20 protein-coding genes are annotated in these 23,838 nt (G+C 39.2%); 7 read left to right on the forward strand and 13 right to left on the reverse strand.

The annotated features are described in order from the left end of the window. The first annotated feature begins 142 nt into the window (after nucleotides 1-142). The 4 genes from CSV72_RS08240 (at nucleotide 143) to CSV72_RS08255 (ending at nucleotide 3,035) form a co-directional block, all read left to right on the forward strand. Entirely contained in the window at nucleotides 143-445 is a 303-nt protein-coding gene (locus CSV72_RS08240) for a hypothetical protein (RefSeq protein WP_099633047.1), read from the forward strand. Between the two features lie 170 nt (nucleotides 446-615). Further along, on the forward strand, nucleotides 616-1,158 hold the full coding sequence (locus CSV72_RS08245; RefSeq protein WP_099677941.1) for a peroxiredoxin: 543 nt from the start codon (nucleotides 616-618) through the stop codon (nucleotides 1,156-1,158). Between the two features lie 91 nt (nucleotides 1,159-1,249). Further along, a complete protein-coding gene (locus CSV72_RS08250) occupies nucleotides 1,250-1,705 on the forward strand; it encodes a TlpA family protein disulfide reductase (RefSeq protein ID WP_099677942.1) in 456 nt (151 codons plus the stop codon). A gap of 139 nt (nucleotides 1,706-1,844) precedes the next feature. Further along, complete coding sequence (locus CSV72_RS08255) at nucleotides 1,845-3,035, forward strand: MFS transporter (RefSeq protein WP_099677943.1); 1,191 nt, start codon at nucleotides 1,845-1,847, stop codon at nucleotides 3,033-3,035. A 138-nt stretch (nucleotides 3,036-3,173) separates the two neighbouring features. Here CSV72_RS08255 and CSV72_RS08260 read toward each other — a convergent pair whose 3' ends face one another. From CSV72_RS08260 to CSV72_RS08285, 6 genes are all read right to left on the reverse strand, one after another. Next, entirely contained in the window at nucleotides 3,174-4,061 is an 888-nt protein-coding gene (locus tag CSV72_RS08260) for a transcriptional regulator CcpC (RefSeq protein WP_099633043.1), read from the reverse strand. Continuing rightward, a complete protein-coding gene (locus CSV72_RS08265; RefSeq protein ID WP_199170075.1) occupies nucleotides 4,048-5,487 on the reverse strand; it encodes an MDR family MFS transporter in 1,440 nt (479 codons plus the stop codon). The genes CSV72_RS08260 and CSV72_RS08265 overlap by 14 nt, the downstream gene beginning before the upstream one ends. 148 nt (nucleotides 5,488-5,635) lie before the next feature. Further along, nucleotides 5,636-6,073, reverse strand: a complete 438-nt coding sequence (gene cbpB / locus CSV72_RS08270; protein ID WP_099633041.1) for a cyclic-di-AMP-binding protein CbpB — start codon at nucleotides 6,071-6,073, stop codon at nucleotides 5,636-5,638. Between the two features lie 136 nt (nucleotides 6,074-6,209). After that, nucleotides 6,210-6,440, reverse strand: coding sequence for a hypothetical protein (locus CSV72_RS08275; RefSeq protein WP_099677945.1), 231 nt, complete (start codon nucleotides 6,438-6,440; stop codon nucleotides 6,210-6,212). Nucleotides 6,441-6,619: 179 nt separating this feature from the next. Continuing rightward, on the reverse strand, nucleotides 6,620-7,489 hold the full coding sequence (locus CSV72_RS08280) for an NAD(P)-dependent oxidoreductase (RefSeq protein ID WP_099677946.1): 870 nt from the start codon (nucleotides 7,487-7,489) through the stop codon (nucleotides 6,620-6,622). 188 nt (nucleotides 7,490-7,677) lie between these two features. After that, nucleotides 7,678-7,836: an aspartyl-phosphate phosphatase Spo0E family protein gene (locus tag CSV72_RS08285; protein ID WP_233191181.1), complete on the reverse strand. Its 159-nt coding sequence runs from the start codon at nucleotides 7,834-7,836 to the stop codon at nucleotides 7,678-7,680. Between the two features lie 237 nt (nucleotides 7,837-8,073). On the opposite strand from CSV72_RS08285, the gene CSV72_RS08290 reads away from it, so the two are divergent. Then, on the forward strand, nucleotides 8,074-8,265 hold the full coding sequence (locus tag CSV72_RS08290) for a YkvS family protein (RefSeq protein ID WP_099677947.1): 192 nt from the start codon (nucleotides 8,074-8,076) through the stop codon (nucleotides 8,263-8,265). 65 nt (nucleotides 8,266-8,330) lie between these two features. Next, nucleotides 8,331-8,978, forward strand: a complete 648-nt coding sequence (locus CSV72_RS08295; protein ID WP_099677948.1) for a hypothetical protein — start codon at nucleotides 8,331-8,333, stop codon at nucleotides 8,976-8,978. Nucleotides 8,979-9,044: 66 nt separating this feature from the next. Here CSV72_RS08295 and CSV72_RS08300 read toward each other — a convergent pair whose 3' ends face one another. Next, nucleotides 9,045-10,421 carry an ATP-binding protein gene (locus tag CSV72_RS08300; RefSeq protein ID WP_099677949.1) on the reverse strand — a complete coding sequence of 459 codons (1,377 nt, stop codon included), beginning with the start codon at nucleotides 10,419-10,421 and terminating at the stop codon, nucleotides 9,045-9,047. A 183-nt stretch (nucleotides 10,422-10,604) separates the two neighbouring features. Between CSV72_RS08300 and CSV72_RS08305 the strand changes: the two genes are divergently transcribed. After that, on the forward strand, nucleotides 10,605-12,356 hold the full coding sequence (locus CSV72_RS08305) for a B12-binding domain-containing radical SAM protein (protein WP_099677950.1): 1,752 nt from the start codon (nucleotides 10,605-10,607) through the stop codon (nucleotides 12,354-12,356). A 448-nt stretch (nucleotides 12,357-12,804) separates the two neighbouring features. Here the strand turns inward: CSV72_RS08305 and CSV72_RS08310 are convergent, their stop codons facing one another. The 6 genes from CSV72_RS08310 to CSV72_RS08335 all read right to left on the reverse strand — a co-directional run bounded on the left by CSV72_RS08310 (nucleotide 12,805) and on the right by CSV72_RS08335 (nucleotide 23,745). After that, a complete protein-coding gene (locus tag CSV72_RS08310; RefSeq protein WP_099677951.1) occupies nucleotides 12,805-14,154 on the reverse strand; it encodes a TrkH family potassium uptake protein in 1,350 nt (449 codons plus the stop codon). Between the two features lie 152 nt (nucleotides 14,155-14,306). After that, complete coding sequence (locus CSV72_RS08315; protein WP_099677952.1) at nucleotides 14,307-15,071, reverse strand: TerC family protein; 765 nt, start codon at nucleotides 15,069-15,071, stop codon at nucleotides 14,307-14,309. Between the two features lie 429 nt (nucleotides 15,072-15,500). After that, a complete protein-coding gene (locus tag CSV72_RS08320) occupies nucleotides 15,501-18,668 on the reverse strand; it encodes an efflux RND transporter permease subunit (RefSeq protein WP_099677953.1) in 3,168 nt (1,055 codons plus the stop codon). A gap of 193 nt (nucleotides 18,669-18,861) precedes the next feature. Beyond that, entirely contained in the window at nucleotides 18,862-20,439 is a 1,578-nt protein-coding gene (locus tag CSV72_RS08325) for a peptide chain release factor 3 (RefSeq protein ID WP_099633031.1), read from the reverse strand. A gap of 114 nt (nucleotides 20,440-20,553) precedes the next feature. After that, nucleotides 20,554-22,044, reverse strand: a complete 1,491-nt coding sequence (locus CSV72_RS08330) for a UDP-N-acetylmuramoyl-L-alanyl-D-glutamate--2,6-diaminopimelate ligase (RefSeq protein WP_099677954.1) — start codon at nucleotides 22,042-22,044, stop codon at nucleotides 20,554-20,556. Nucleotides 22,045-22,356: 312 nt separating this feature from the next. Continuing rightward, a complete protein-coding gene (locus tag CSV72_RS08335; RefSeq protein WP_099677955.1) occupies nucleotides 22,357-23,745 on the reverse strand; it encodes an aldehyde dehydrogenase in 1,389 nt (462 codons plus the stop codon). Nucleotides 23,746-23,838: the final 93 nt, after the last annotated feature.

Genomic DNA, 23,838 nt, shown 5'->3' on the forward strand with positions numbered 1-23,838 from the left:
ACTTATTATACACAAATTGATAGTGAAATCAACCATATATTAAATGTCGAATACGAAAACAGCCTACAGGAAAATAGTCATGAAAATTGTTTTTTCGCAGATGACATAGTAGAATGAAACCATATATTGAGGAGGGATTCAGTTGGAAGACCATTTATTTTTTTATCTGGACTCTGATGCCAAGCGGAATCGAAAAGTCGAGCCCGCAACAAAAGAAAATCATCTAGAAGGAATTTTTCTAGTAAACAATAAGAAAATCCGAACATGGAAAGAGATGGCTTCTCATTGCGTAGATTGCATGGAACCATTACATTATAGCGATGAATTTGACGCGCGTTACTGTAAAGATTGCGATGAATGGCGAGAAATGATTTGCGATCCGAATTGTAAAACATGCCAAACACGCCCAGTAAAACCTTCTGACTGTAAACAAGACTTTGAGTAATCAGATACTCAGATCCTAAATATATATATTAGGTTAAGTGTTCTTTATAATAACTATTATTACCTTCGAGTCATTCTAATTGAATTCAACTCGGAACTTTGTTATTCTAGGTAAGAATTGTGCAACACAGTCATGTCGTTGTACAAAAGACTAATTGGAGGTTTTATATAATGGCCGAACGTATGGTAGGTAAACAAGCTCCAGATTTTACAATGGAGGCAGTACTAGCTGACAAATCTTTTGGTAAAGTTAGTTTACAAGAAAACATGAAAAACGACAAATGGACAGTTCTTTTCTTCTATCCAATGGACTTCACTTTTGTATGTCCAACAGAAATCACTGCAATGTCGGATCGTTACGATGAGTTCGAAGACTTGGATGCAGAAGTAATCGGTGTTTCTACTGATACTATCCACACTCACCTTGCTTGGATTAACACTGATCGTAAAGACAATGGTCTTGAACAACTAAAATACCCACTAGCAGCAGACACTAACCATTCCGTTTCACGCGAATACGGTGTATTGATCGAAGAAGAAGGAATTGCATTGCGCGGCCTTTACATCATCAATCCTGAAGGCGAACTTCAGTACCAGACAGTATTCCATAACAATATCGGTCGTGACGTGGACGAAACTCTTCGTGTACTACAAGCACTACAAACTGGCGGTCTTTGCCCAGCGAACTGGCGTCCAGGTCAAGAAACTCTTTAATTTTTGGACAACCATCCCCACGCGTTACACTAATCGTGGGGATTTTTTTATCACATAATATATATACCCACTTAGCTAGGAGGAATTCTTGATGAAATTACGTGAACAAATGCCTGAATTTCAAGGTGCTACTACTTGGTTGAATGGTGAAACTTCTAAATCGGAACTCGTTGGAGAAAAACCGACACTTATACACTTTTGGTCCGTAAGTTGTCATATGTGCAAAGAAGCGATGCCGGATGTAAACAACTTCAGGGATAAGTACAAAGATGAACTGAATGTTGTGGCTGTACACATGCCTCGTTCAGAAGATGATGTCGATCTTGAACAAATCAAGAACGTAGCAGCTGAGCATGATATTACACAACCGATCTTCGTTGATAGCGAATTGAAGTTAAATGATGCATTTGAAAACCAATATGTCCCTGCGTACTATGTCTTTGATAAAGATGGTCAGTTACGCCACTTCCAAGCGGGCGGCAGCGGTATGAAAATGCTTGAAAAACGAGTGAATCGTGTACTAGATGAAATGAAAAAAGAAGATTAATTTTATCAACGACTCCTACTAAAAGGGGTCGTTTTTTCACATCTATTTTCCTCATAAGACGCTATAGCAACCCTCATACAAACATTGCAGATTTATTTGTGATAAGATTAGTAAAAAGTTTTGGAAAGCGAGCTACCGAATGAACAAAACACCTATAAATATCGCAATGTATATTCTCATGTTCAATATGTTCATCGCCATGGCTGGTGTAGGCTTGATCATCCCTATTATGCCTGAATTCTTAGGTACTTTTGGAGTTGCAGGACGTGCACTCGGACTATTGATCGCCATGTTTTCTTTTGCACAATTTATTTTCTCTCCTATTTCAGGAAATCTTTCCGATAAATACGGCAGAAAAAGCATTATTATTTTCGGACTGGTTGTTTACGGACTTTCTCAATTAGCTTTCAGTTTATCAACTGAACTATGGATGCTCTATCTCTCACGATTCTTTTCCGGTTTCGGTGCCGCCTTTATTGTTCCACCTACCATGGCATTTGTGGCAGATATAACATCTCCTAAAAATCGTGGTCGCGGTATGGGATTACTTGGCGCTTCGATGTCGTTAGGCTTTATGATAGGTCCTGGCATCGGTGGTTTTTTATCAAAAATCAGCTTATACTTCCCTTTCTACTTTGCCGCATCGGCATCCATTGTAGCAGCGGTTGTGTCCTTATTGCTTCTTCCTAATCCTAAGCCCGTCTTGCAAGGAGCCACAACGAATGAAAATATCTTCCAGCAAATGCGTAGATCTACACAAACATCCTATTTTATTATGCTAGTTGTCATGTTTGTATTTTCATTTGGATTAGCTAATTTCCAATCAACGATCTCGTTATATGTAGATCAAAAATACAATTACTCACCTTCTCAAATCGCAATCATCATTACGGTTGGCGGATTTGTCGGCGTCATCATCCAGACGTTTGTTATCGATCGTTTGTTTAAACGTTTCGGTGAAATGCGTGTCATTCTCATTAATTTAGTGCTAGCGGCTTTCGCGATGTTAGGTATTTTATTCGTCAATACATTCTTCACTATTCTTTTGGTGGCAACAATCTTCTCAACCGCCACTTCGTTATTGCGACCAGCAGTCAACACGTTAGTCTCTAAACTTGCCGGGAAAGAACAGGGCTACGCAGCCGGCATGATGAATGCCTATATGAGTCTAGGAAACATGATTGGTCCTGCCACAGCCGGATATATATTCGATATGAATAGGGAATCACCCTATATAGTTGGCACGATCATTCTGCTACTTTGCTTTATTCTTGCTTTCTACTGGGCAAGGAACAACAAATCACTTATAGAGTCTGCGAGAACACCATAAATAGTAGTGGCACAGCAGTCATTGGTAGACATTCACTAATTATAAATCTTTAATAAGAGTAAATTAATAAAGACAAACTCTATTACTACTAGAGTTTGTCTTTATTTGAAGAACTTCCACGATGAATGGAAGCTTTTTTTATTGATCTTTTCTTAATAACTCCGCATACTCCTGTACGATCTCTACAAATGCCTTCACTTGCTTCAATTCGAATGTCGAACCATATCCGATCAACCAGGTATCACGTGTCAACTCAAACTCTTCTTCGCTATTGAGTAGCGGAATCAGATTGACTTTCTCGTCACCTGACAATGTGATGGAAGGCAGTATGGCATAACCGATACCTTTTAACGCGAGTTGCTTACACATTTCAATCTGATCCACTACAATCTGCCGGCTTGGATTTTGATTGAAGTGCTTATTCCACCAGCGCTGAATTTCCATGTAATAGTTTGAATCACTTTTATACTGAATAAAGTGACGGTTCGTATCTTTTAATTCATCAATTGTTGAGATTTCGGAATCTACTAGATACAGCTGATCACGGAATAAATAGACTCGATTACTTTTCCAATCTGTTTGCCCTCTAACTATACCAATATGTGCTTCCCCTTCGTACAAAGCTTTGGAGATTTCCGAGCTCCATCCCGTCATTAAGGAAATCTTGGCATCAGGATATAGTGCTACATAGTCTTTCAATACTTGTGGCAACCAAGTCTGACCAATAATAGAGGCACAAGCAATCTTCAGTGTTCCGTGTACTTTATCTTCAAGTGAGGCGATCAATTCCATCGTCTCGTCTTTCTTAGCCAAAGATTCTTTCGCATAGCTGATCACGTGTTCACCTGCAGGCGTTGGTTCAAGACCTTTTTGTGAACGGATGAACAACTGCATGCCCCATTCTTTTTCAATCGTCTGAAGGCGTTGTGACAAAGCAGGTTGCGACAAATGAAGGCGCTCTGATGCTTTACGCATATTCCCCTCTTCAGCCAACGCTTTAATTATATCCAGTTCAATTGTTGACATGGTCCTGCACCTTCCCTCGTGGAATTCGTAATATTAATAATAAACTGATGACTGCAAATACGACAATCGCTATGTACACCCAGTGTAAGGAACTGTCTAAACCATTTTGTAAACTGACTAGCTCTTGCGGGTTTAGCATCGAACGACCGTCTTTGGTTAACAATGTATTCACGTCATCAATCGTGTAGGGCAATTTTTCTTTCGCAAAATAGGTAATGAGTGTACCGTTCAATATGGCACCAAACACTGAAGCACCAATCGTATTGCCAAAATTCTTCATAAACATATTCGCTGCAGTAGCTGAGCCTCTTTGTACGCGCGGCACAGCTCCTTGAATCGTAACAATGAAGGATGTATTGGTTAACCCCATTCCTACACCGATGAAGAAGCTTGAACAACCTGCCCATACGGGTCCTAGAGTTGCGTTCATAAAGACAAACATCGTCGTGCCAATCACTAGGGACACACCACCGGCAAACGATACGAGAAATGGGCCGAAGCGTATGAGTAAATGCCCTGCCATGGAGGATGCTAAAGGCCAGCCAATGGACATAGCAGTTAAAGTGAAACCTGCGATGATTGCTGGTTGCTCCATAACTCCGGATACATAAGTAGGTAAATAAGAAGAAACCCCTATTAAAATAACACCAGTAGTCAACGAAACAAGATTCGCATATAAGATAACGGGATTTTTCCAAATGCTAAAAGAGATTAGTGGATCTTTTGCCAGCTTTTCTTGTCTGAAAAATAACCAAAATGAAATGCCTGAAAGAATGATCAATGCTATTCCGATAGCAGAAAGTCGACCGAATCCTCGGCCTCCTTCTACTAGCCAGATTAAAATGGTTGCCAATGCAGATGTCAGGAAAAAAGCACCTTTGTAATCGACAGAAGCTTTCTGCGTTTCTTTTGGTTCATGTAAAAAGAAGTAAATAACAGCCATTGAAAGGAGTCCAAGTGGCACGTTCACCCAAAATATGTATTGCCAGCTAACGTACTGTACAATCAATCCACCAATTACAGGACCTGAAACTGCAGAAATGCCCCAGACACTCGATAAATAGCCCTGTATTTTCGCACGTTCTTCCGTGGAATAAATATCCCCAATGATCGTAGTCGCAATTGGCATGACAGCTCCCGCCCCTAAACCTTGTATGAGACGATAGAATATTAATTGCTCCATAGAGACAGCAAACCCACAAAGTACGGAACCGATTAAAAAAATCGTCAAGCCCATAAAAAAAATCGGCTTTCGACCAAATAAATCTGCTAATTTTCCGTAAATTAAAACCGTCACGGTGCTCATTAATAAATAAGACGAGAATATCCAACTATATCGTGAAAATCCACCTAATTCAGAAGCTATTGTCGGCATTGCAGTGGTGACAATTGTCGCTTCCACTGCCCCTACAAACATAGCGAGCATAACAGCAGCAAGCACAAAGGGCCGATTTGTTTCTTTACGCACAGCTATTTCAACTCCTTCTATTAGAAAAAGACTCCTTTATCGGAGCCCTTTAACATATTACTATGATCACTATTTCAGTGCTTTATTTACCCCACTTCAGTATACGTTATACGTTGTAAATATATTTTTTAAATTCTTTCATAATTACACGTCTTGTAATTATGCCCGCAAATGTTCCATCTTCTTCAGTGACACATAAAAACGGATGATTAATCAATAGATCTACTGCGCGTTGAAAACGGTCATTTACACGGATCGTTGGCAGATTTGTATCCATAATTTCATCTACTTTGATATCTTCTAATCTCTCATATTCAATACGCTCCATACCTAATATAGAATCCGTAATCATCCCAATTCCAAGAAGGCCTTTTAAATGATACTGATTATCCAGTACAGGGATTGCAGAATAGCCAGTCTTGGTCAAAACAAGTAGTGCATGCTCTGCGTTATTTCCTATTTGCACGTGGGCAACTTTTTCCGAAGAAATAATTCGATCTATGATAGGCGCAGTAAGAAAATCTTTATTGTTTATGGAAACCATAGGTGATCGCTCCTTCTGTTCTTCATCTAAATACATTTACCTAAAAGTCCGTTCACTGCTTCTTTTCCATCATACCACAAAAAGCCATTTCTCACCTTAAAAGAAAGCGGATTCACAAAACAAAAAACCTCTTTCTTTATAAGAAAGAGGCCCAATAATAAAAGATGATGATAAAGATAAAAACTGATGCGACCACGATAATCCATAGTAATGGGTTCATAGCATATGGATGCTCCGCTGCAACATCCGGGATACGATTTTTTTCATTTAACTGAAATGAACGACTCGTTTTCCGTACTCCAGCTAACCCGATCCCCAACATAACGGCTGATACAAACACCATAGGCCATAACCAAATATCCCACATCATAACTCCCTCCTTTTCGTACATACTATAGTAAAGAGCATGTGCAATAAGTGAGAAAGTATGTGTATTTAACACTCAACAGATCATTAGCGATAAATTATTATTTATTGTATAACGGGTTTATTATTATGGTTTCTTTACACGACATACATAAAGAGTCTTTAGGATTTACGTAGTTTTTACTTTATATATTTTTTAATCAGGACTTGTGTTCCTTTGTCTCCATAGCCCTTAGCTAGTAAGTCAGCATACATATCACGAGCAAGTTGTAATCCTGGCAATTGTAGATTCAGTCTTTCTGTTTCTTGTAAGGCTATATTTAGATCCTTCACAAAATGTTTTACATAAAAACCTGGTTCATAATTTTGGTTAATAATTCGGGGCCCGAGATCAGATAAACTAAAGGAATTTGCTGCACCCGAAGTGACGGATTGTAACATAGTATCCGGATCAAGTCCCGACTCCATAGCATAAGCAATCGCTTCACATGCCCCAATCATATTTCCAGCGACAGTAATTTGGTTGCACATTTTAGCGTGTTGTCCAGCTCCCGCTTGTCCTTGATAGACAATTTGTTTACCGAAAACAGATAAAATCGGTAATAACTTTTCAAATAATTCTTTTTGACCACCACACATGATAGAGAGTGTTCCATTCTTAGCCCCAATATCCCCACCAGATACAGGTGCATCTAGTGCCTCCATATGTAAAGAAGCAGCCTTTCCTGCAATAGCAATAGCCAGCTCAGGGCTTGAAGTGGTCATATCCACTACGACCTGAGAAGGACGGCTATTTGCAAATATACCTTGATCGGATAAATACACCTCCTCCACATCGGATGGCATGCCAATCATGGTGAAAATAATGTCAGCTTGTTCAATAGCTTCCGCAACGTTATCCGCCCATTTCGCTCCTAATGCTACTAGCGGTTCAGCCTTTGTTTTCGTTCTAGTGAAAACCGTAACCTCATAAGATGCGTTAAGTAAATGCTTTATAATACTCGAACCCATAACACCTGTTCCAATAAATGAAATTTTTTCTTTTTGCATATTATCACTCCTCATTATGTATGATTATTCCTATCGTACAGAAGTTCAAATATTTTTACAATTGGGCAAACAAAAAAAGAGGACCAATACAAGATTGGTCCACAAAAGGGGGAAATGAGAATGTTGCTGTGTTCTTTTATATTATCCCCACTTTTATTATGAGTTAAACATTGAATTCAGGAATAATTTCAGGGTAGTTTTATTTCATTTTTCTCATTGAATTCATTAATTAATACATCTAATTTACGACTAAGTTCAATGGTGCCTTCGGCGTTCATACCGTATTCTTCTGCAACTTGGATTAATTGTTCTCTCACACGTTCTATTTCTAATTTACAATTATGCACTACTTGCACACCTTCCATCTGTAATTACCCTATCCTTTAATATACCAACAACTCACTATTGTTAAACCGCAATATTCTCGACATTTAGCGACAATATGTTTATGTAATGTTCTTTCATTTCTATAAAATAAGTCTTTACGTTTCATAGATAATAGGGCAAACTAGAAAGGAATTCCCATTTTTACATCTTTATCATTTCGTATGACCTAATTGATGATTGAAGAAAGGATGACTAGAATGACGATCGCAGAAATTGGTGATATCATTGAATTCAAAGAAGGCTTACAAGGAATTGTTGAAAAGGTGAACGAAAACTCTGTAATTGTAAACTTAGCGTATATGGAGAGTTTTGATGCATTGGTAATGCAGGAAAAAACAGTAATCAATCATAAACGTTATACCATCTTGAATAATAGTTTACAAGAATGAAACCTTCCTCGCTGTAGTCCGTCTAATAGAATAGAATAGAATAGTATATGAAGGAGTGGTTACATATGAACAACAAATGGCGTATTATTTTCACTTCACTGACAGCCTCTATTATGCTGGCTGCGTGCGGAACTTCTGATGTAGACCCTGAAAAAGAAACAACAGGTAATGCTATAGAAGAACCTGCTGCTCCCGAAACAGATGCAGGAGAAGACACTTCTACCGAAAATGAAGCTGAAATTGAAACAGACAGCGACGAAAAAACAAGCGTGGATGCTATGAAAGACGCTGTGGAAACAGCAAGCGATGAACAGGATTACTCCATGATGGTGTTCCCTGGATATAAACTTACAAGTGAAGAACCAGGCAGAGACAGTCTGATTCTAGAAGAAGATAGCGAAATGTTCATGCGTATCGAAACTATGCCTAAAGATGAAGAGTCTTATACGTTTGATGAACTCTATGAAAATACTCTAGAATTATTGAAAGCATCCAGTGACGGTGAAACTCCGGTTGAGCTCACAGATGAAGCAGATCTTCCACAAGCTGACGATATCAAATCGGTTAAAGGTGCAGAAGTAGATTCTCCCGAAGGTCATTTTACAGGCTATGTCATCGAACGTGAAGACAAATTAATTCGTGTAACCATTTATGCTAAAGAAGATAATGAACATCTAAAAGACTTCAAAGATATGGCAGCAACAATCAAGTAATATTGCATATTGAAAAAGGCCGATCCTCTGGATTTGGCCTTTTTCAATATGGTCTTATAATTATTTTTATAATGATACCGAAACTCTAGGAAACGATAAATGGAAAACTGTACCTTCGCCAATCTCACTAGTAACTGAAATAGAGCCACCATGCTCTTGAACAGTTTTTTTAACAAACGGAAGTCCTAAACCTGTTCCTCCTGGTTTATCCGTAATAAATGGTAAGAAAATAGTTTCCAGCATTTCTTCTTTCATTCCAACCCCTGTATCAGATATAAAGATATCTACGCTTTCCTGATCAGTCTCGCTTATCAAAATAGACAATGTACCTTTTGCACTCATTGCTTCCATTGCATTTTTCAAAAGATTAATAAACACTTGTTTAATACGATTGGGGTTTGCTTGAATAAGCACCGGCTCTTTAGCACTGATTTCATTTACTATATTAATTTGATCCAATAATGCTTTAGGACGAAGCAATAGTAGCACATCCTCTACTAAAACAGATAAAGAGAATATCGTGATTTCATCAACAGCCGGTTTTGACATGGCTAACATCTCATTTAATATATCATTCATACGCTTGACCTCATCTTGAATGACTGAAACATACATTTTGGCATTACCCGTTACTTCATGTTCCAGTAGTTGGAGAAACCCTTGTAATGTCGTCATCGGATTGCGTACTTCATGCGCAATACTTGCAGCAATTTCGCCAGTCGTGGATAATTGGTCGGAGTGAGCCAGTTGATCAAACAAGCGTTCACGCTCGGTAATATCTTCAATTCGTAAAATGAACATTTGTGTTTTACAATCTAATTTTAAGCTAACATCTTGGTAACTTTGCATTCCCTTAGATGTGTATGACATTTTCACTGTCGAGGTTTCTTGTGTTAGTGCTTTTAAAATATATTCTTCAAAAGCAAATGCGGAAGTTGGAACCATCAAATTAAAAAGATCTTGTAAATGTAATAGTTCTTTAGAAATTTGGTCTGGGAATATTTCCGAAAATAAATCATTCGTCGAAATAATATAACCGGATTCATTCACAAGCGCCATTGGCATAGTCGCTGTGACATAGGCGCTTTCATATAGTTGATGTAATTTATGATTTTGTTCGCCAATTTTTATTGTTAAAATCGCCCTACCCCTATATTGCTGGTATATAATATAACAAGGTTCTGGATTTTTATTCGGCACGTCTAGGAAACCAGTCAATACATTTTGATCCGCTATCGTTTCTGTTTTAGAAAGAAGTAAGCGTTTCTCTATTTGTTGCAATAAACTAAGATCAAATATTTCAGATATATGATGTGGTATAAAGTCTTTAGGCATTAGTAATTTAACAGCTTCTGTCATATCAAGTATATCGCCGTCTTCGTCTAAGACGATTTTAAAAAGTGAACTTTCTAGATAACGATTGATATCTAGTGTGTTTAACACTATAGCAGTACCCCCTCAACTTAATTGCAACTTTTTATCATGAATCTGTAACGTATTTTCAAATTTGGAAATAAATCCTGATTGATTCTTATTATGCCATATTGACGTACTCGTTCACATAGGCCTATAGTCTTTTTTATGTTTTTTATATCCTCACATTATTTTAAGATTAGGAGTTTTATCATGAACATCGTTCTATCTACATTAAATGCTAAATATATACACACGAATATTGCTATTCGCTATCTAAAGGCTTATGCAGCACCAGAATTCCATTGCGAACTAGCTGAATTCACTATTCATGATCCTACACTATCCATCGTCTCAGAGCTATATCAACATTCGCCAGACGTCGTTGGTTTTAGCGTATATATTTGGAATATAGAAGAAACAATAAAAGTAATTCGTCTGCTGAAACTGACAAGTCCTAAAACCATTATAGTCTGTGGTGGACCTGAAGTGACGTATGACTATGATCAGTGGTTAAAAAGAGTACCCGAAATCGATATTATTGCGATAGGCGAAGGCGAAAAGACATTTAAAGATATACTTCAAGCAGTAGATGGACAAACTGTACTCTCTTCTGTACAAGGCATTGCATATCGCGAAGAAGGAAAATTAAAGATTACTGCTCCAGGTCCTAAATTGGATCTTCGTGAACTCCCCTCTCCTTTTCGTTTTCCAGAGGATGTTCCGCATCTTTCAAATCGTGTAATGTATATCGAAACAAGCCGCGGCTGCCCTTTTTCTTGCCAATTCTGCCTTTCCTCAATTGAAGTGGGTGTCAGATACTTCAATCGAGAAGCCATAAAAGAAGACATCCGCTATTTAATGCAGCATGGCGCTAAAACGATTAAATTTGTCGATCGTACATTCAATATTAGTAGAAGTTATGCAATGGAAATGTTCCAATTTCTAATAGATGAACATCTTCCTGGAACCGTATTTCAATTTGAAATTACAGGCGATATCATGCGACCAGAAGTGATTCAGTTTTTAAACGACACCGCGCCTAAAGGCCTGTTCCGATTTGAAATCGGGGTTCAATCTACTAATGACCTAACAAATGAACTAGTTAAGAGAAGACAAAACTTCACTAAATTATCTCGTACGGTAACGATGGTTAAAGAAGGTGGAAAAATTGATCAGCATCTTGACTTAATTGCCGGACTACCCGAAGAAGATTACGCATCTTTCCGCGACACATTTAATGAAGTGTTTGCTTTACGACCTGAAGAATTACAGTTAGGATTTTTGAAACTTCTGCGCGGAACTGGTTTACGGATCCAAGCAGAACAATATGGTTATCGTTACATCGACACCGCTCCTTATGAAATTGTATCAAATAATGTCCTGTCCTTTGATGATATGCTAAAAATCAAACAAACAGAAGACATTCTCGAGAAATATTGGAATTCGGGTCGATTCATACACTCTATGGAGTATATTGTCACGGAATTGGTAGATACACCATTCGACTTTTTCCAATTATTCGGCGCATTTTGGGAGAAGCAAGGCTGGTCACGAATCGGTCATCAGTTCGAAGACTTATTCACTCGTCTAGAACGCTTTCTGATTGAAATAATGAAAGTGGATACTTCTATAGTAGTCAGTCTACTAAAAATGGATTATTTACTTCATCAAAAGTTCTTACCAAGGAAGATATGGTGGAATACTACTCTACCCGAAGATGAGTTAAAGACTATCTATCAAATTCTTGTACGTTCTCCTCATTTGCTTGGTAAATCATTTGAGTCAACCGGTTATACTGAGCGAACAATTCGCAAGCAGGTCTTCGTCACAAGGACCGTTGCCAAATTGAAAGAGGATCTATCTGTCATAAAGGATCTTGGTTATCTAATTATCCAATACACACCAGGTGAAGAGGCACAGCATTACCATCTATCTGAACAAGTACTAGAAACAGTGTATTAATAAAAAAGAGCTGTCCAAAAGGTCATAATTGATATGACCTCTTGTGATAGCTCTTTTGCTTTGTGAGGTATAGCAGTGAATGGTCTGGTTAGCAGGATGTTGGGGTTGGGATTTTGGTGGTTGATACTTTTTGTTGTGCATTAAAGTACGTGTTGTAATCGATTTTAAACTTCAGTACTTGAACTTAAATACGTTAAAACACAATAACACTTCACACACCATAGGCAATGAGTGATCTAAATACTCGCACTAGCAAAGTAGGATGGAAGCGTCCGCCTACTGGAGCTTCCATCCCACGCACTCACAAATTCACTTACATTTCCCCAGCTCTTGCTCTTGCTCTTGCTCTTGCTCTTGCTCTTGCTCTTGAAATTTTCACCCAAACGTTAATCTAAACAAAAAGAGATACCTCGTTATGATTTCCGAGACATCTCTTTTCCAATTCATTTTAGCCGATAATGACACGCTCTTTTGGATAATGATAAGGTGTTTTATTCGACTTGCCACCTATCGTATAGATGAAAGATATTAATCCTACTCGACCGATGAACATGAGTACCATAATGATTAGCTTCCCAAACACTGATAATTCACTTGTAATGCCGAGTGACATACCACATGTTCCGAAGGCTGAAGTAATTTCAAATAATAATGGAATAACAGGTATCCCAGGCTCCGTAACTAACAACAACAATAATGCAGCCAACACCATAAAACACGCTACGAGAATGACTGCATACGATCGAAATACGTCAATCAGCTTAATCTGGCGTTTGAAAATGTGTATAACATCATTTCCTCTTGCAAAGTTTATGAGAAATAATAGTGCAATAGCAAACGTCGTCGTGCGAATTCCGCCACCAACTGAACTGGGTGAAGCACCAATGAACATGAGCGCACTGACAAAAATATCTGTCGCTTCACTAAATTGCGTCACGTCATACGTCACAAGACCTGCAGATCGTGCTGAAACTGAATGGAATAACGCCGTGAAAAATTGCTGATGCCAGCTCATTCCTTTAAATGAATTAAATGATTCTAGCAACCAAATAGTTAATGTACCTACGAGCAATAGAACTCCGAATGTTGCCGTCGTAATCTTGGTAAAAAGCGAAAAACGAAAATGCGGTACTTTTTTCGAAAAGAAACTTTTCACTTCAATCAGAACTGGGAACCCAATAGCACCTAAAATAATTAATATCATAAGTAGTAGCTGCACGATGTAATCATCATGATAAGGCATCATCGATGAACCGGTAATGTCAAAACCTGCGTTGGTAGTGGCAGAAACTGCCATGAACATTCCATTCAACAACGCTTCACTAAATGAATTATAAAAACGATAAATATATAAGGTTAAAATACCGCCACCAATAATCTCTATGGCTACGATCAGTTGGATGATTTGACGAATTAATTGAACGACACCTTGTAATGTATACTGATTCGTGTCTATCATAATCAGTTGTCGCTCTCTCATGCCGATTTTCTTCTTTACAAGTAGCCAGAAAAATGTTCCTAATGACATGATGCCGATACCACCGAGTTGAAGTACGAGCATGATCATGCATAGGCCGAATACAGAGTATGTCTCTCCTATACTAATAGGTGACAACCCCGTTACACTCACAGCGCTCACAGCGGTAAACAAACTATCTATAAAGGCCACTTTCACTCCCGGTTTATATACACCCGGCAAATTTAACAAGAGAAAAGAGGATGCAATTGCCAAAAAGTAGTAGAAGGCGATAATCTGTGCTGGAGTAAACTTATGAAAAACTTCCCTGGAAAGCCTCATCTTTTCAAATTCCTTTCATAACGGAAACTTCATTTTCCTACTTTATCAAATCCCATGATGAAAAGATAGCTATATACAGAACTTTACACTCTTCTACACTACAGAAGAAAAAAGCAGTCCCTCCAATTGACTTGGAAGAGACTGTTTTCGTATTATCTGTTAGCTTTCACTTTAGACTTTGCAACGGCCAGTAGATATCCGCCGATTGCTAGGATTAATAACACAACCCAGAATGTCGTTTTCCACAATGTAGAGTGCGGGAATGATTCTGGAATGATTAGGAGTGCAGGATGTGCCAGAGTTAACACAACTAGCTTTACACCTACCCATCCTACAATTAAGAATGCTGCTGTTTCCAATGTTGGGTATTTTTCAAGCATAACCACGAATTGTTTCGCTGCAAAACGGATCATAATTAAACCAATCATACCACCTAGCAACATTACAATGAACTGTCCGCCGTTGATGCCACCGACGTGGAAGTTACCTAATTCCGGCAACGTTACCGCAAGTGCAACAGCGGCAAGCATGGAGTCCAATGCGAACGCGATATCGGCAAGTTCCACTTTCAACACGGTCATCCAGAAACCTGATTGTTTTTTCGGCTTCTTTTTCGGATGCCCTTCCGGCTTATGAGTAACTTTATCGTATATACTTTTACCGGATATAAACAGTAAATAAATGGCACCGATCGCTTGTATCTCCCAGAACTTCACTAAAAACGTAATCATAAATAGTGCAGTGAATCTGAAGACGAATGCCCCTAGTAAACCATAAAATAATGCTTTCTTTTGTTGAAGTTTCGGTAAGTGTTTTACCATTACTGCCATTACGACTGCGTTGTCTGTTGCTAATAGGCCCTCGAGTACGATTAGTACTAAGAGTACCCATGCATATTCTAATAAAATCGGATCCAACATAATTCCTCCTTGTTTTCTACAAAATAAAAAGACCCTCACCTAATAAATAGGCAAAGGTCTCGCTAAGTCGGAATTTCACGTTCAAAATCCAGCTATCATAACCGATGACCGTTGTGGCAGTCACGTATTGACGATTATGAAATAGGTTTCCCTATAGCTACTCCCCTTTGACATTGCGTCAAAAGTTATTAAGATATCGGATACTTTTAAAGTATTATAACATGATAACTTTGATTTGCAAATGATTTGGGATGCCTATCTTGCTATTAAATTAAGAGTATAGATGTTATGAAATTAACAGTTACATCGTTAAGGGACTCCCTACTGTACTGTTTACTAGTACTACTATACTTTTCTTTAGCACCATTTATTCAACACATAAAAAAATACCGGCAAATGGAAAGTTCCATCTGCCAGCAGTATGATTTACTTAGATTCTCTTACAGTTACAGTTTCCGTTACTGTCTCGGTCACGGTTACTGTTTCAGTTACCGTGACGGGTTGATCTCCCGTTATCGGTTGTGCTTTTTGTGGCTTATTCATACCTCTACGTGTCTCCCGATCCAACAAACTGTAAATGATCGGTACGATATACAACGTCAGGAATGTCGAACTGATCAATCCACCAATTACTGCAATCCCCATCGGCTGATTCAACTCAGAACCTTCACCAAGGCCTAGTGCTAGCGGTAGTAAGCCCAGAATAGTTGTGAGAGCTGTCATTAGGATTGGACGGACACGGTCGCGTACAGACGACAGGATCGCATCGTACGAACTGAGTCCTGCTTCTTTACGTTGATTAATATAGTCAACCAACACAATTCCGTTATTGACGACAATTCCCACCAATATGAGAAGTCCTATGACTGCCGTTACACTGACTGGTGTATTCGTAAAGAATAACGCAAGTGAAACACCAATTAGCATGAGTGGTACAGAAAACATGATAACAAATGGATATTTGAACGATTCGAACTGTGCAGCCATTACGATATAGACTAATACAACTGCCAGTACTATTGCCAACAGCATATCGTTAATTGCACTTTCAAATAGTTCGCGATCTCCACCATATGATAGTTCCACTTCACTTGGTAAATCCAGATCATCTATAATATTATTTACCTTTTTCGTCATATCTCCCAATGATTCACTGGATAGATATTTCACAGTAAATGCGATCGAATGTGCTTGATCTACACGTACAATCGCTGCAGGACCTTCCGCGATTTCCACATCTGCTATATCCTTCAACTTAACAAACGTATCCAGTGGTGTTTTTAATTCCAATTCTTTTAATTTATCTATACTATTGCGGAAACGCTCATCATACCCAACGTTTACTCCGACTACTTCGCCTGTTTTCTCAAAGACGATTTGTGAAGCAAAGACACCACGCGTAACGTCACTAACCGTTTGCGCTATTTGATAGGGGGCCAATCCTACATCTGAAGCCTTTTCACGATCCACTTCAATTTTTATTTCTTCCACTGTATCTACTAAATCATTTTCAACGTCCGTCACGGTATCCATCTCGCGTAACTTCTTATCTAGCTTTGATACTGCTTTTCCTAAACGTTCTTCATTAGTATCATTTAGGGAGAATGTTAATGTATTCGGACTCGAACCGGCAGCGGTCTGCAAGTTGAAACTGACTTCTGCGTCATCCCCAACTTCATCCTCAACGATCGGCTGTACTTTATCTACAAATTCAAAGACAGAGCGATCGCGTTCGTCAAGTGGTATAAGTTTCACATACACTTCTGCCATATTACTCTCTGATCCGCCTTGCGCCATACTTTGCTGGGTTCCCCCAACTAAACTGACGTACACTTCTACATCTTCTTGCTTTTTCATTTCTTCTTCAATTCGTTCAACTACGTCATCTGTCGCATCAAGTGAAGCACCATTTGGTAACTTAACAGTAATACTGAAAGCTCCTTCATCCGTAGCGGGTAGGAATTCGGTTCCTACTTTTATAATCCCGAATACGCTTCCTGCAAGTAAAGCAGTTGTTATCAGTAACACGATCAAACGATGGCTCAATGCCCATTTGACAGTCTTTTCGAATCTCTGATTTTTCTTCACACGATTCTTTTTCTCAAGTGTTTCTTCAGTAGGCGTCTTCAATAAACGACTCGCAAGCATTGGCACGACAGTCAATGCTACGACTAACGATGCAAATAAACTGAACGAAATGGTTAACGCGAACTCTGTGAAGATTTGACCAATGATCCCCGTAATGAAGATTACCGGTACAAATACTGCTAGAGTGGTTAACGTAGACGCGGTTATAGCTCCGCCCACTTCCTTTGAACCATCTTTTGCAGCTTCTGTTGGTGTTTTTCCCATAGCTAAATGTCGCTCAATATTCTCTATTACGACGATAGCATTATCGACTAACATCCCTATACCAAGTGCAAGTGCACCGAGTGTCATAATATTCAATGAGAAGTCTGCAAAATACATGAGAACGAACGTCACAATAACTGAATACGGAATAGCTACTCCAATAATGATTGGACTCTTAATTCCACGTAAGAAGACAAATAATACGAGCATGGCGAACAACCCACCGAGAATTAGTGACTGACCGATATTGCCTATTGCCAGCTGTACATAGTCCCCTTGGTCAAAAATAACATCGGATTCAATATCTTTGTATGCATCTTTCTCCAATAACTTATCTAATGACTTTTTAAATTCTTTAGAGACAGTTGCAGTATTTGCTCCTGATTCTTGAAGTACAGACAATAGTACGGCCTGCTCATCATTGGCTCGTGTTTCGGTTTGTACTTTCGGCTCCAATAATGCTACATCCGCCACGTCAGAGACTTTAATTTTGTCACCCGTCTGAAGATTGGCACCTATTTGAATCCCTCGTACATCCGAGATATTTTGAACTGTACTTAAAATTCTTGTAGTTAGCTTTCTTCCATCACTCGTGTCAATCGGATCACCTGGCATGGATACATTACTAGCCTGTATCGCCTGCACGACATCTGATTGCGCTAAACCGAATTCTTTTAATTTATCAGGATCTAAAATAACTTGGACGTCTTCAATGATTTTACCAGACACGTTCACACTGGCTACACCGTCAATACGGCGTAATTCTTTCTCCAGCTCTTCTGCAATCTTCCGTATATTCGTATCTTTATCGACGGAGCGTAAAGATAGTTGGATGACTGGGAATTGAGATGGATCAAACTTCATGAAACGCGGTTTGTTCGCCCCATCAGGCACTTCTACTTGATCTATCCGTTGGAGGATATCCATTTGGACGTCATCAATCGAGGAATCCCAATCAAATTGTAAGAATACTAAGTTTGCTCCTTCTTGAGAAGAAGACTGCATCGACTTTAAGCCAGGGGCTGTCGATAAACTTTCTTCCAATGGCTTGGTGATTTTCTCGCTCACTTCTGTTGGGGAAGCGCCCGCATAATTCGTGACAACTACCGCTACAGGCGGATTTAGGTCAGGAATCAATGTAACGGGAATTTTAAAGAAGGATACCGCACCTAAAATAATGACAAGAAACATAGTGACTAACGTAAAAACGGGCCGTTTGACCGAAAAACTACTAATCTTCATTTATCTATTCCTCTCTCTTCTCAGCACTCCAGTTGGGGAAAGCCTTTTCATCTTTCCACCATACCACCTGAACAGAGTACTTTCACCATGATTTGCTCGAATAATAGCGAATATGCACAAAACTTATTCACAATTTTAACAAATAACCCGGTCGGATTATCATTAATCCGACCGGGTATGTTTGTTATATAAATTATAATTGGTTATACAGCTTAATGTCCGGGAATTTATCCTGGAACCAACGCATAGCAAAATTGTTTTCAAACAAGAATACTTTTTGATCATGTCGATCTTTTACGAGTAACGCGCGTTGTCCTGCCATGGACTCTTTCACATCTTCTTCGTTTTCAATCCAGCGTGCTACTTTGGATCCCATCGTTTCCATTTGCACTTCTACATGGTATTCCGCTCTCATGCGGTGTTCAAATACCTCGAATTGAAGCTGACCTACTGCACCCAGAATGACTTCTTCAGTATGCAAGGTTTTATAATATTGAATAGCACCTTCTTGCACGAGCTGTAGGATTCCTTTGTGGAACTGTTTTGATTTCATTACGTTTTTGGCATTTACTCTAACAAATAGCTCAGGAGTAAATTGCGGAAGGGCTTCAAACTGGAAGTTCGCTTTACCGCTGATGACCGTGTCACCGATTTGATAGTTACCCGTGTCATATAACCCAATGATATCGCCTGCTACTGCCTGATTGACAGTTTCACGATCATCTGCAAGGAATTGAGTCGTTTGAGTTAACTTAAAGTTTTTCGATAGACGTGGAACGGTTACAGTCATGCCGCGCTCGAACTCACCTGATACAATTCGGACGAATGCAATACGATCCCGATGTGCAGGATTCATATTAGCCTGAATTTTGAAGATGAAACCTGAAAAAACATCAGATTCAGGATCTACGTATTCAGCATCTTTCGTCAACCGAGGTTGTGGCTCAGGTGCGAACTGTAAAAACGTTTCTAGGAATGTTTGAACACCGAAGTTAGTCAATGCACTACCGAAGAATACAGGTGTTAAATCACCTTTCGCGATACGTTCTTCATCAAAGTCATTTCCTGCTTCATTTAATAGCATGACATCTTCTAGTGCTTGCTTATAATAAGACGTCTCTTTCATAGAATGCTCTACTGCAAGCTCGCCTTCATCGTCGATTGGGAGGAAACGTTCCTCATCTGCATTCGGGCGCGCCAACTCTATACGTTCATTGAATCGATCGTAAATGCCTAGAAACTCTTTCCCCATACCAATCGGCCAATTCATAGCGTATGATTGGATTTCTAACACTTCTTCCAATTCTTCCATTAGTTCCAATGGTTCTTTACCTTGTCGGTCCATTTTATTGATGAATGTGAAGATTGGAATTCCGCGCATTTTACATACTTTGAACAATTTAATCGTCTGTGGCTCAATTCCTTTAGCTGAATCAACCATCATGACGGCGGCATCTACTGCCATTAATGTTCTATACGTATCTTCACTGAAGTCTTCGTGTCCGGGTGTATCCAAAATATTGACACGTTTGCCCGCATAATCAAATTGTAAAACCGAAGAAGTTACCGATATCCCCCGTTGTTTTTCAATTTCCATCCAGTCAGACGTAGCAAATTTTCCTGATTTCTTTCCTTTAACTGTTCCTGCATCGCGAATCGCTCCGCCAAAATATAGTAGCTTTTCAGTAATTGTCGTTTTACCGGCATCTGGGTGAGAAATAATCGCAAACGTTCGTCGCGATGTAATTTCATCATGTTTATTCTTTTGCATCAATCGTACTCTCCTTTTGCTTACGTTTTCTATCATAGAGAGAATAGGGATGCATTTCAATGATTTTCATTGAATTGACTAAAAAACTATAGACTCTCAAATTCAAACTGTCCTTCATTTATTAATGGTTGTATCGCCAAACTTTTTAGCTGCTTCCAGAAGGGCAATTTTTGCATCTGAATGTGGATATTTCGTATTGCCGATAATCTGAAAATCTTCATGACCTTTTCCGGCAAATATGATGATATCTCCTGCATTCGCTTGCTCTATAGTATGACGGACTGCTTCTTCTCTATCACCTATACATGCATACTGATTATGCGGCATTGTGGCACTAAGTTCCGATATAATGGACTCATACGGCTCATCTCGTGGATCATCTGTCGTAAAGACTACATAATCTGCTGCAGCTGCTTTTTCTCCCATAATCGGGCGCTTCAGTCGATCACGATTGCCTCCCGTTCCAATTAGGAATAATAGACGGTTGCCTTCTTTTTTTAAAGGTTGTACGGTCGCAATCGCTTTTTCAATCGCATCCGGTGAATGTGCATAATCAATGAAAATCGTCAGCGGTAGAGAGGTCTCCACTTTTTCCAGGCGGCCTTTCACTGTCGATACATTCGCAATCAGCGGTAAAATATCTTCTGTCGCCATTCCTTTAGCATATAACGCTGCAATTGCAGCCAAGGCATTATAGACATTGAACTCTCCAATTAACGGCATCTTGACGGAGAACGTTCCGTCCGGTGCTTGCAATTGAAATTTCGTATAGTTCGAATGCATGTCAATCGCTGTTGCTTGGAATGAAGACTTCACATGAATACCGTATGTAAAAATGGGGAAAGAAGTCATTTCGATCATTTTACTACTCCATGGATCATCTGCATTAATGATCGCAAACTTTTGCTGATCAAGTTGCTGACCTAGTTGTGCAAACAGTAAACCTTTCGCTGCACTGTAATTCTCCATCGTTTTATGATAGTCCAAATGGTCATGCGTTAAGTTAGTGAAAATCGCGATATCAAATTCAGTTCCCGCCAGTCGGCCTTCAACTAAGCCGTGTGAAGAAACTTCCATGATCATCGATTCACAGCCTTCATTTGCTGCTTGTGCAATCATTTGCTGCGTTGTCAAAACATCGGTCGTAGTATTTTCCGTTTCATAAAGGATATCATTTAATTTAAAACCAATCGTACCTGAAACGGCTGTTTTTTCTTCCGTCTGTCGCAGCATATCATGAATGATGTTGCCAACACTTGTTTTTCCATTGGTTCCCGTCACACCAATCATCTTCATGCGCTTTGAAGGATACTGATAGTACTTAGACGCCAGTAACTCTATTGCTTTTGATGTGTTTTCTACATAGACAACTGCTGTACGATCTTCATCTATCATAATCGGCTCTGATGCGATAATGACGCGTGCCCCACTCATCAATGCACTCTTAACGAATTGATGACCGTTCACTGTATAACCTTTCAGACAAACAAATACCCCTCCATCTTGAACAGCTCTTGAATCCACTGCCACGTCTGTCACATTTTCTGGCAATGTTCCTTTGATGGTTTTTACAGGTAGCACTGATAGTAATTCTTTCGTGTTCATATGGTTTCCTCCAATAGGTTGGTGCATAACTCTTATAATTATAGCAAATAAACAAAAAGTAATTCATAAACGCCTTTTTATTCTGTTTAATGAAGTAGCATCTACTTAATCAATTACCTATATCATACGCGTCTTTTCTTATTGCATCCACCCTGTACTCTAGGTGGATAGGTGTATCTTGAGACAGAATATACAACAGAAAATGGCGCAGGACTTAGTATCTTCATTTCAAAAAATATGGTTGACCAGAAAGGCACTTTGCTAGTCGAAAACCAGCAAAGCGCGTGTACAAAAGTTTGGATTTCCTTACCGTTAGCGCAAGAAACGCTTCACTAATGGCAATTTTCCTTTGTATGGAGGAAATGCGAGCGGCACCGATACTGCTGTGCTCTTTTTCATCATCGATTTCGAATGGGAGAATGTTTCAAAACTTGCTTTTCCATGGTATTGATTCATTCCAGATGGCCCTACTCCACCAAATGGTAAATGAATGTTTGCGACATGAGAAACGGTGTCATTGATACATCCGCCACCAAATGGCAATACTTCAATGAAATGATTAGCGGCCTCATCGTTCTCAGTGAAAAAGTATGCAGCTAGCGGCTTAGGCAACATACTAATTTGCTGAAGTGCTACCCCTAAATTATCATAAGGCAGGACAGGCAAGATCGGACCAAATAACTCATCTTGCATACTTGCGCTATTCCAGTCTGATAGCGCTAAAATCGTCGGCTCAATGTATTTATCCGCAGCATCTGTTTTGCCACCTTCTACGATATATGCTTGATCTTCATCTAATATTTTCGCTAATCGATCGAAATGACGATCTGCTATGATGCGACCGTAATCAGCACTTTTCTGTGCGTCACCCCCGTAAAAACGCTGGATCGCACTCTTCATTTCATGGATTAATTCATCATGAATCGAAGCGTCAGCCATTACATAGTCTGGTGCTACACATGTTTGACCTGCATTCATGAACTTACCCCAAACGATTTTCTCCGCCGCTTTTTTAATATCTGCAGTATGGTCGACAACGGCTGGACTTTTCCCACCCAATTCTAAAGTCAATGGAGTCAATCTTTCCGCGCAAGCTTTCATAACGATTTTCCCTACTTTTGCACTACCTGTAAAGAATACATAATCAAATGGCGCCCCAAGTAATAATTGTGTTTCTTCTTTGTGACCATGCACAATGGATACAAACTCCGGCGGAAATACACTTGTAATAATTTTGTCTACGACTGCCGCCGTATGCACTGCATCTTCTGAAGGTTTCAACACCGTACAGTTCCCTGTTGCTATTGAACCGATTAGTGGATCAATTAATAGTTGGAACGGATAGTTGAACGGTCCAATAATCAATACGCTGCCATATGGTTCTTTTACGATAAAGCTAGTTGCTGGTTGTAAATGAAGTGGCGTTTTCACCTTTTCAGGAGCTGCCCATTCATCCAAGTGATCCAACATATGTGTAATGCTCGATAAAACAAATCCTGTTTCTGCTACATACGCTTCAAGCGGATGTTTGTGTAGATCTTGATGCAATGCAGCCGAGATTTCTTTTTCATGCTTCTGAATCGCTTTATACAATTTTCCCAACATCATTTTCCGGAATGACATACTGCGCGTCACTCCTGATGTATAATATTGCTTCTGTTTGTTCATAATCATTTCAAGCTCTAGACTGCTCATTGCCAAATAATCCACACTCCTCATGTTTGTTCTTGTTATCAGTCTACCATTTTATTCAACAGAAAAAACTTCAGACGATTTATTCGACTGAAGTTTCTA

Source organism: Sporosarcina sp. P20a (genome assembly GCF_002743175.1).
In the GTDB taxonomy this organism is placed as follows: Bacteria; Bacillota; Bacilli; order Bacillales_A; family Planococcaceae; genus Sporosarcina.

Bases quoted from the DNA above. Each gene is read 5' to 3' on its own strand.
- CSV72_RS08250 (WP_099677942.1), top strand. From the start codon at position 1,250: ATGAAATTACGTGAACAAATGCCTGAATTTCAAGGTGCTACTACTTGG.
- CSV72_RS08275 (WP_099677945.1), bottom strand. From the start codon at position 6,440: ATGTGGGATATTTGGTTATGGCCTATGGTGTTTGTATCAGCCGTTATG.
- CSV72_RS08265 (WP_199170075.1), bottom strand. From the start codon at position 5,487: ATGCTCGCTATGTTTGTAGGGGCAGTGGAAGCGACAATTGTCACCACT.
- CSV72_RS08310 (WP_099677951.1), bottom strand. From the start codon at position 14,154: ATGAGGCTTTCCAGGGAAGTTTTTCATAAGTTTACTCCAGCACAGATT.
- CSV72_RS08260 (WP_099633043.1), bottom strand. From the start codon at position 4,061: ATGTCAACAATTGAACTGGATATAATTAAAGCGTTGGCTGAAGAGGGG.
- CSV72_RS08295 (WP_099677948.1), top strand. From the start codon at position 8,331: ATGAACAACAAATGGCGTATTATTTTCACTTCACTGACAGCCTCTATT.
- CSV72_RS08280 (WP_099677946.1), bottom strand. From the start codon at position 7,489: ATGCAAAAAGAAAAAATTTCATTTATTGGAACAGGTGTTATGGGTTCG.
- CSV72_RS08325 (WP_099633031.1), bottom strand. From the start codon at position 20,439: ATGCAAAAGAATAAACATGATGAAATTACATCGCGACGAACGTTTGCG.
- CSV72_RS08305 (WP_099677950.1), top strand. From the start codon at position 10,605: ATGAACATCGTTCTATCTACATTAAATGCTAAATATATACACACGAAT.
- CSV72_RS08255 (WP_099677943.1), top strand. From the start codon at position 1,845: ATGAACAAAACACCTATAAATATCGCAATGTATATTCTCATGTTCAAT.
- CSV72_RS08245 (WP_099677941.1), top strand. From the start codon at position 616: ATGGCCGAACGTATGGTAGGTAAACAAGCTCCAGATTTTACAATGGAG.
- cbpB (WP_099633041.1), bottom strand. From the start codon at position 6,073: ATGGTTTCCATAAACAATAAAGATTTTCTTACTGCGCCTATCATAGAT.
- CSV72_RS08290 (WP_099677947.1), top strand. From the start codon at position 8,074: ATGACGATCGCAGAAATTGGTGATATCATTGAATTCAAAGAAGGCTTA.
- CSV72_RS08330 (WP_099677954.1), bottom strand. From the start codon at position 22,044: ATGAACACGAAAGAATTACTATCAGTGCTACCTGTAAAAACCATCAAA.
- CSV72_RS08320 (WP_099677953.1), bottom strand. From the start codon at position 18,668: ATGAAGATTAGTAGTTTTTCGGTCAAACGGCCCGTTTTTACGTTAGTC.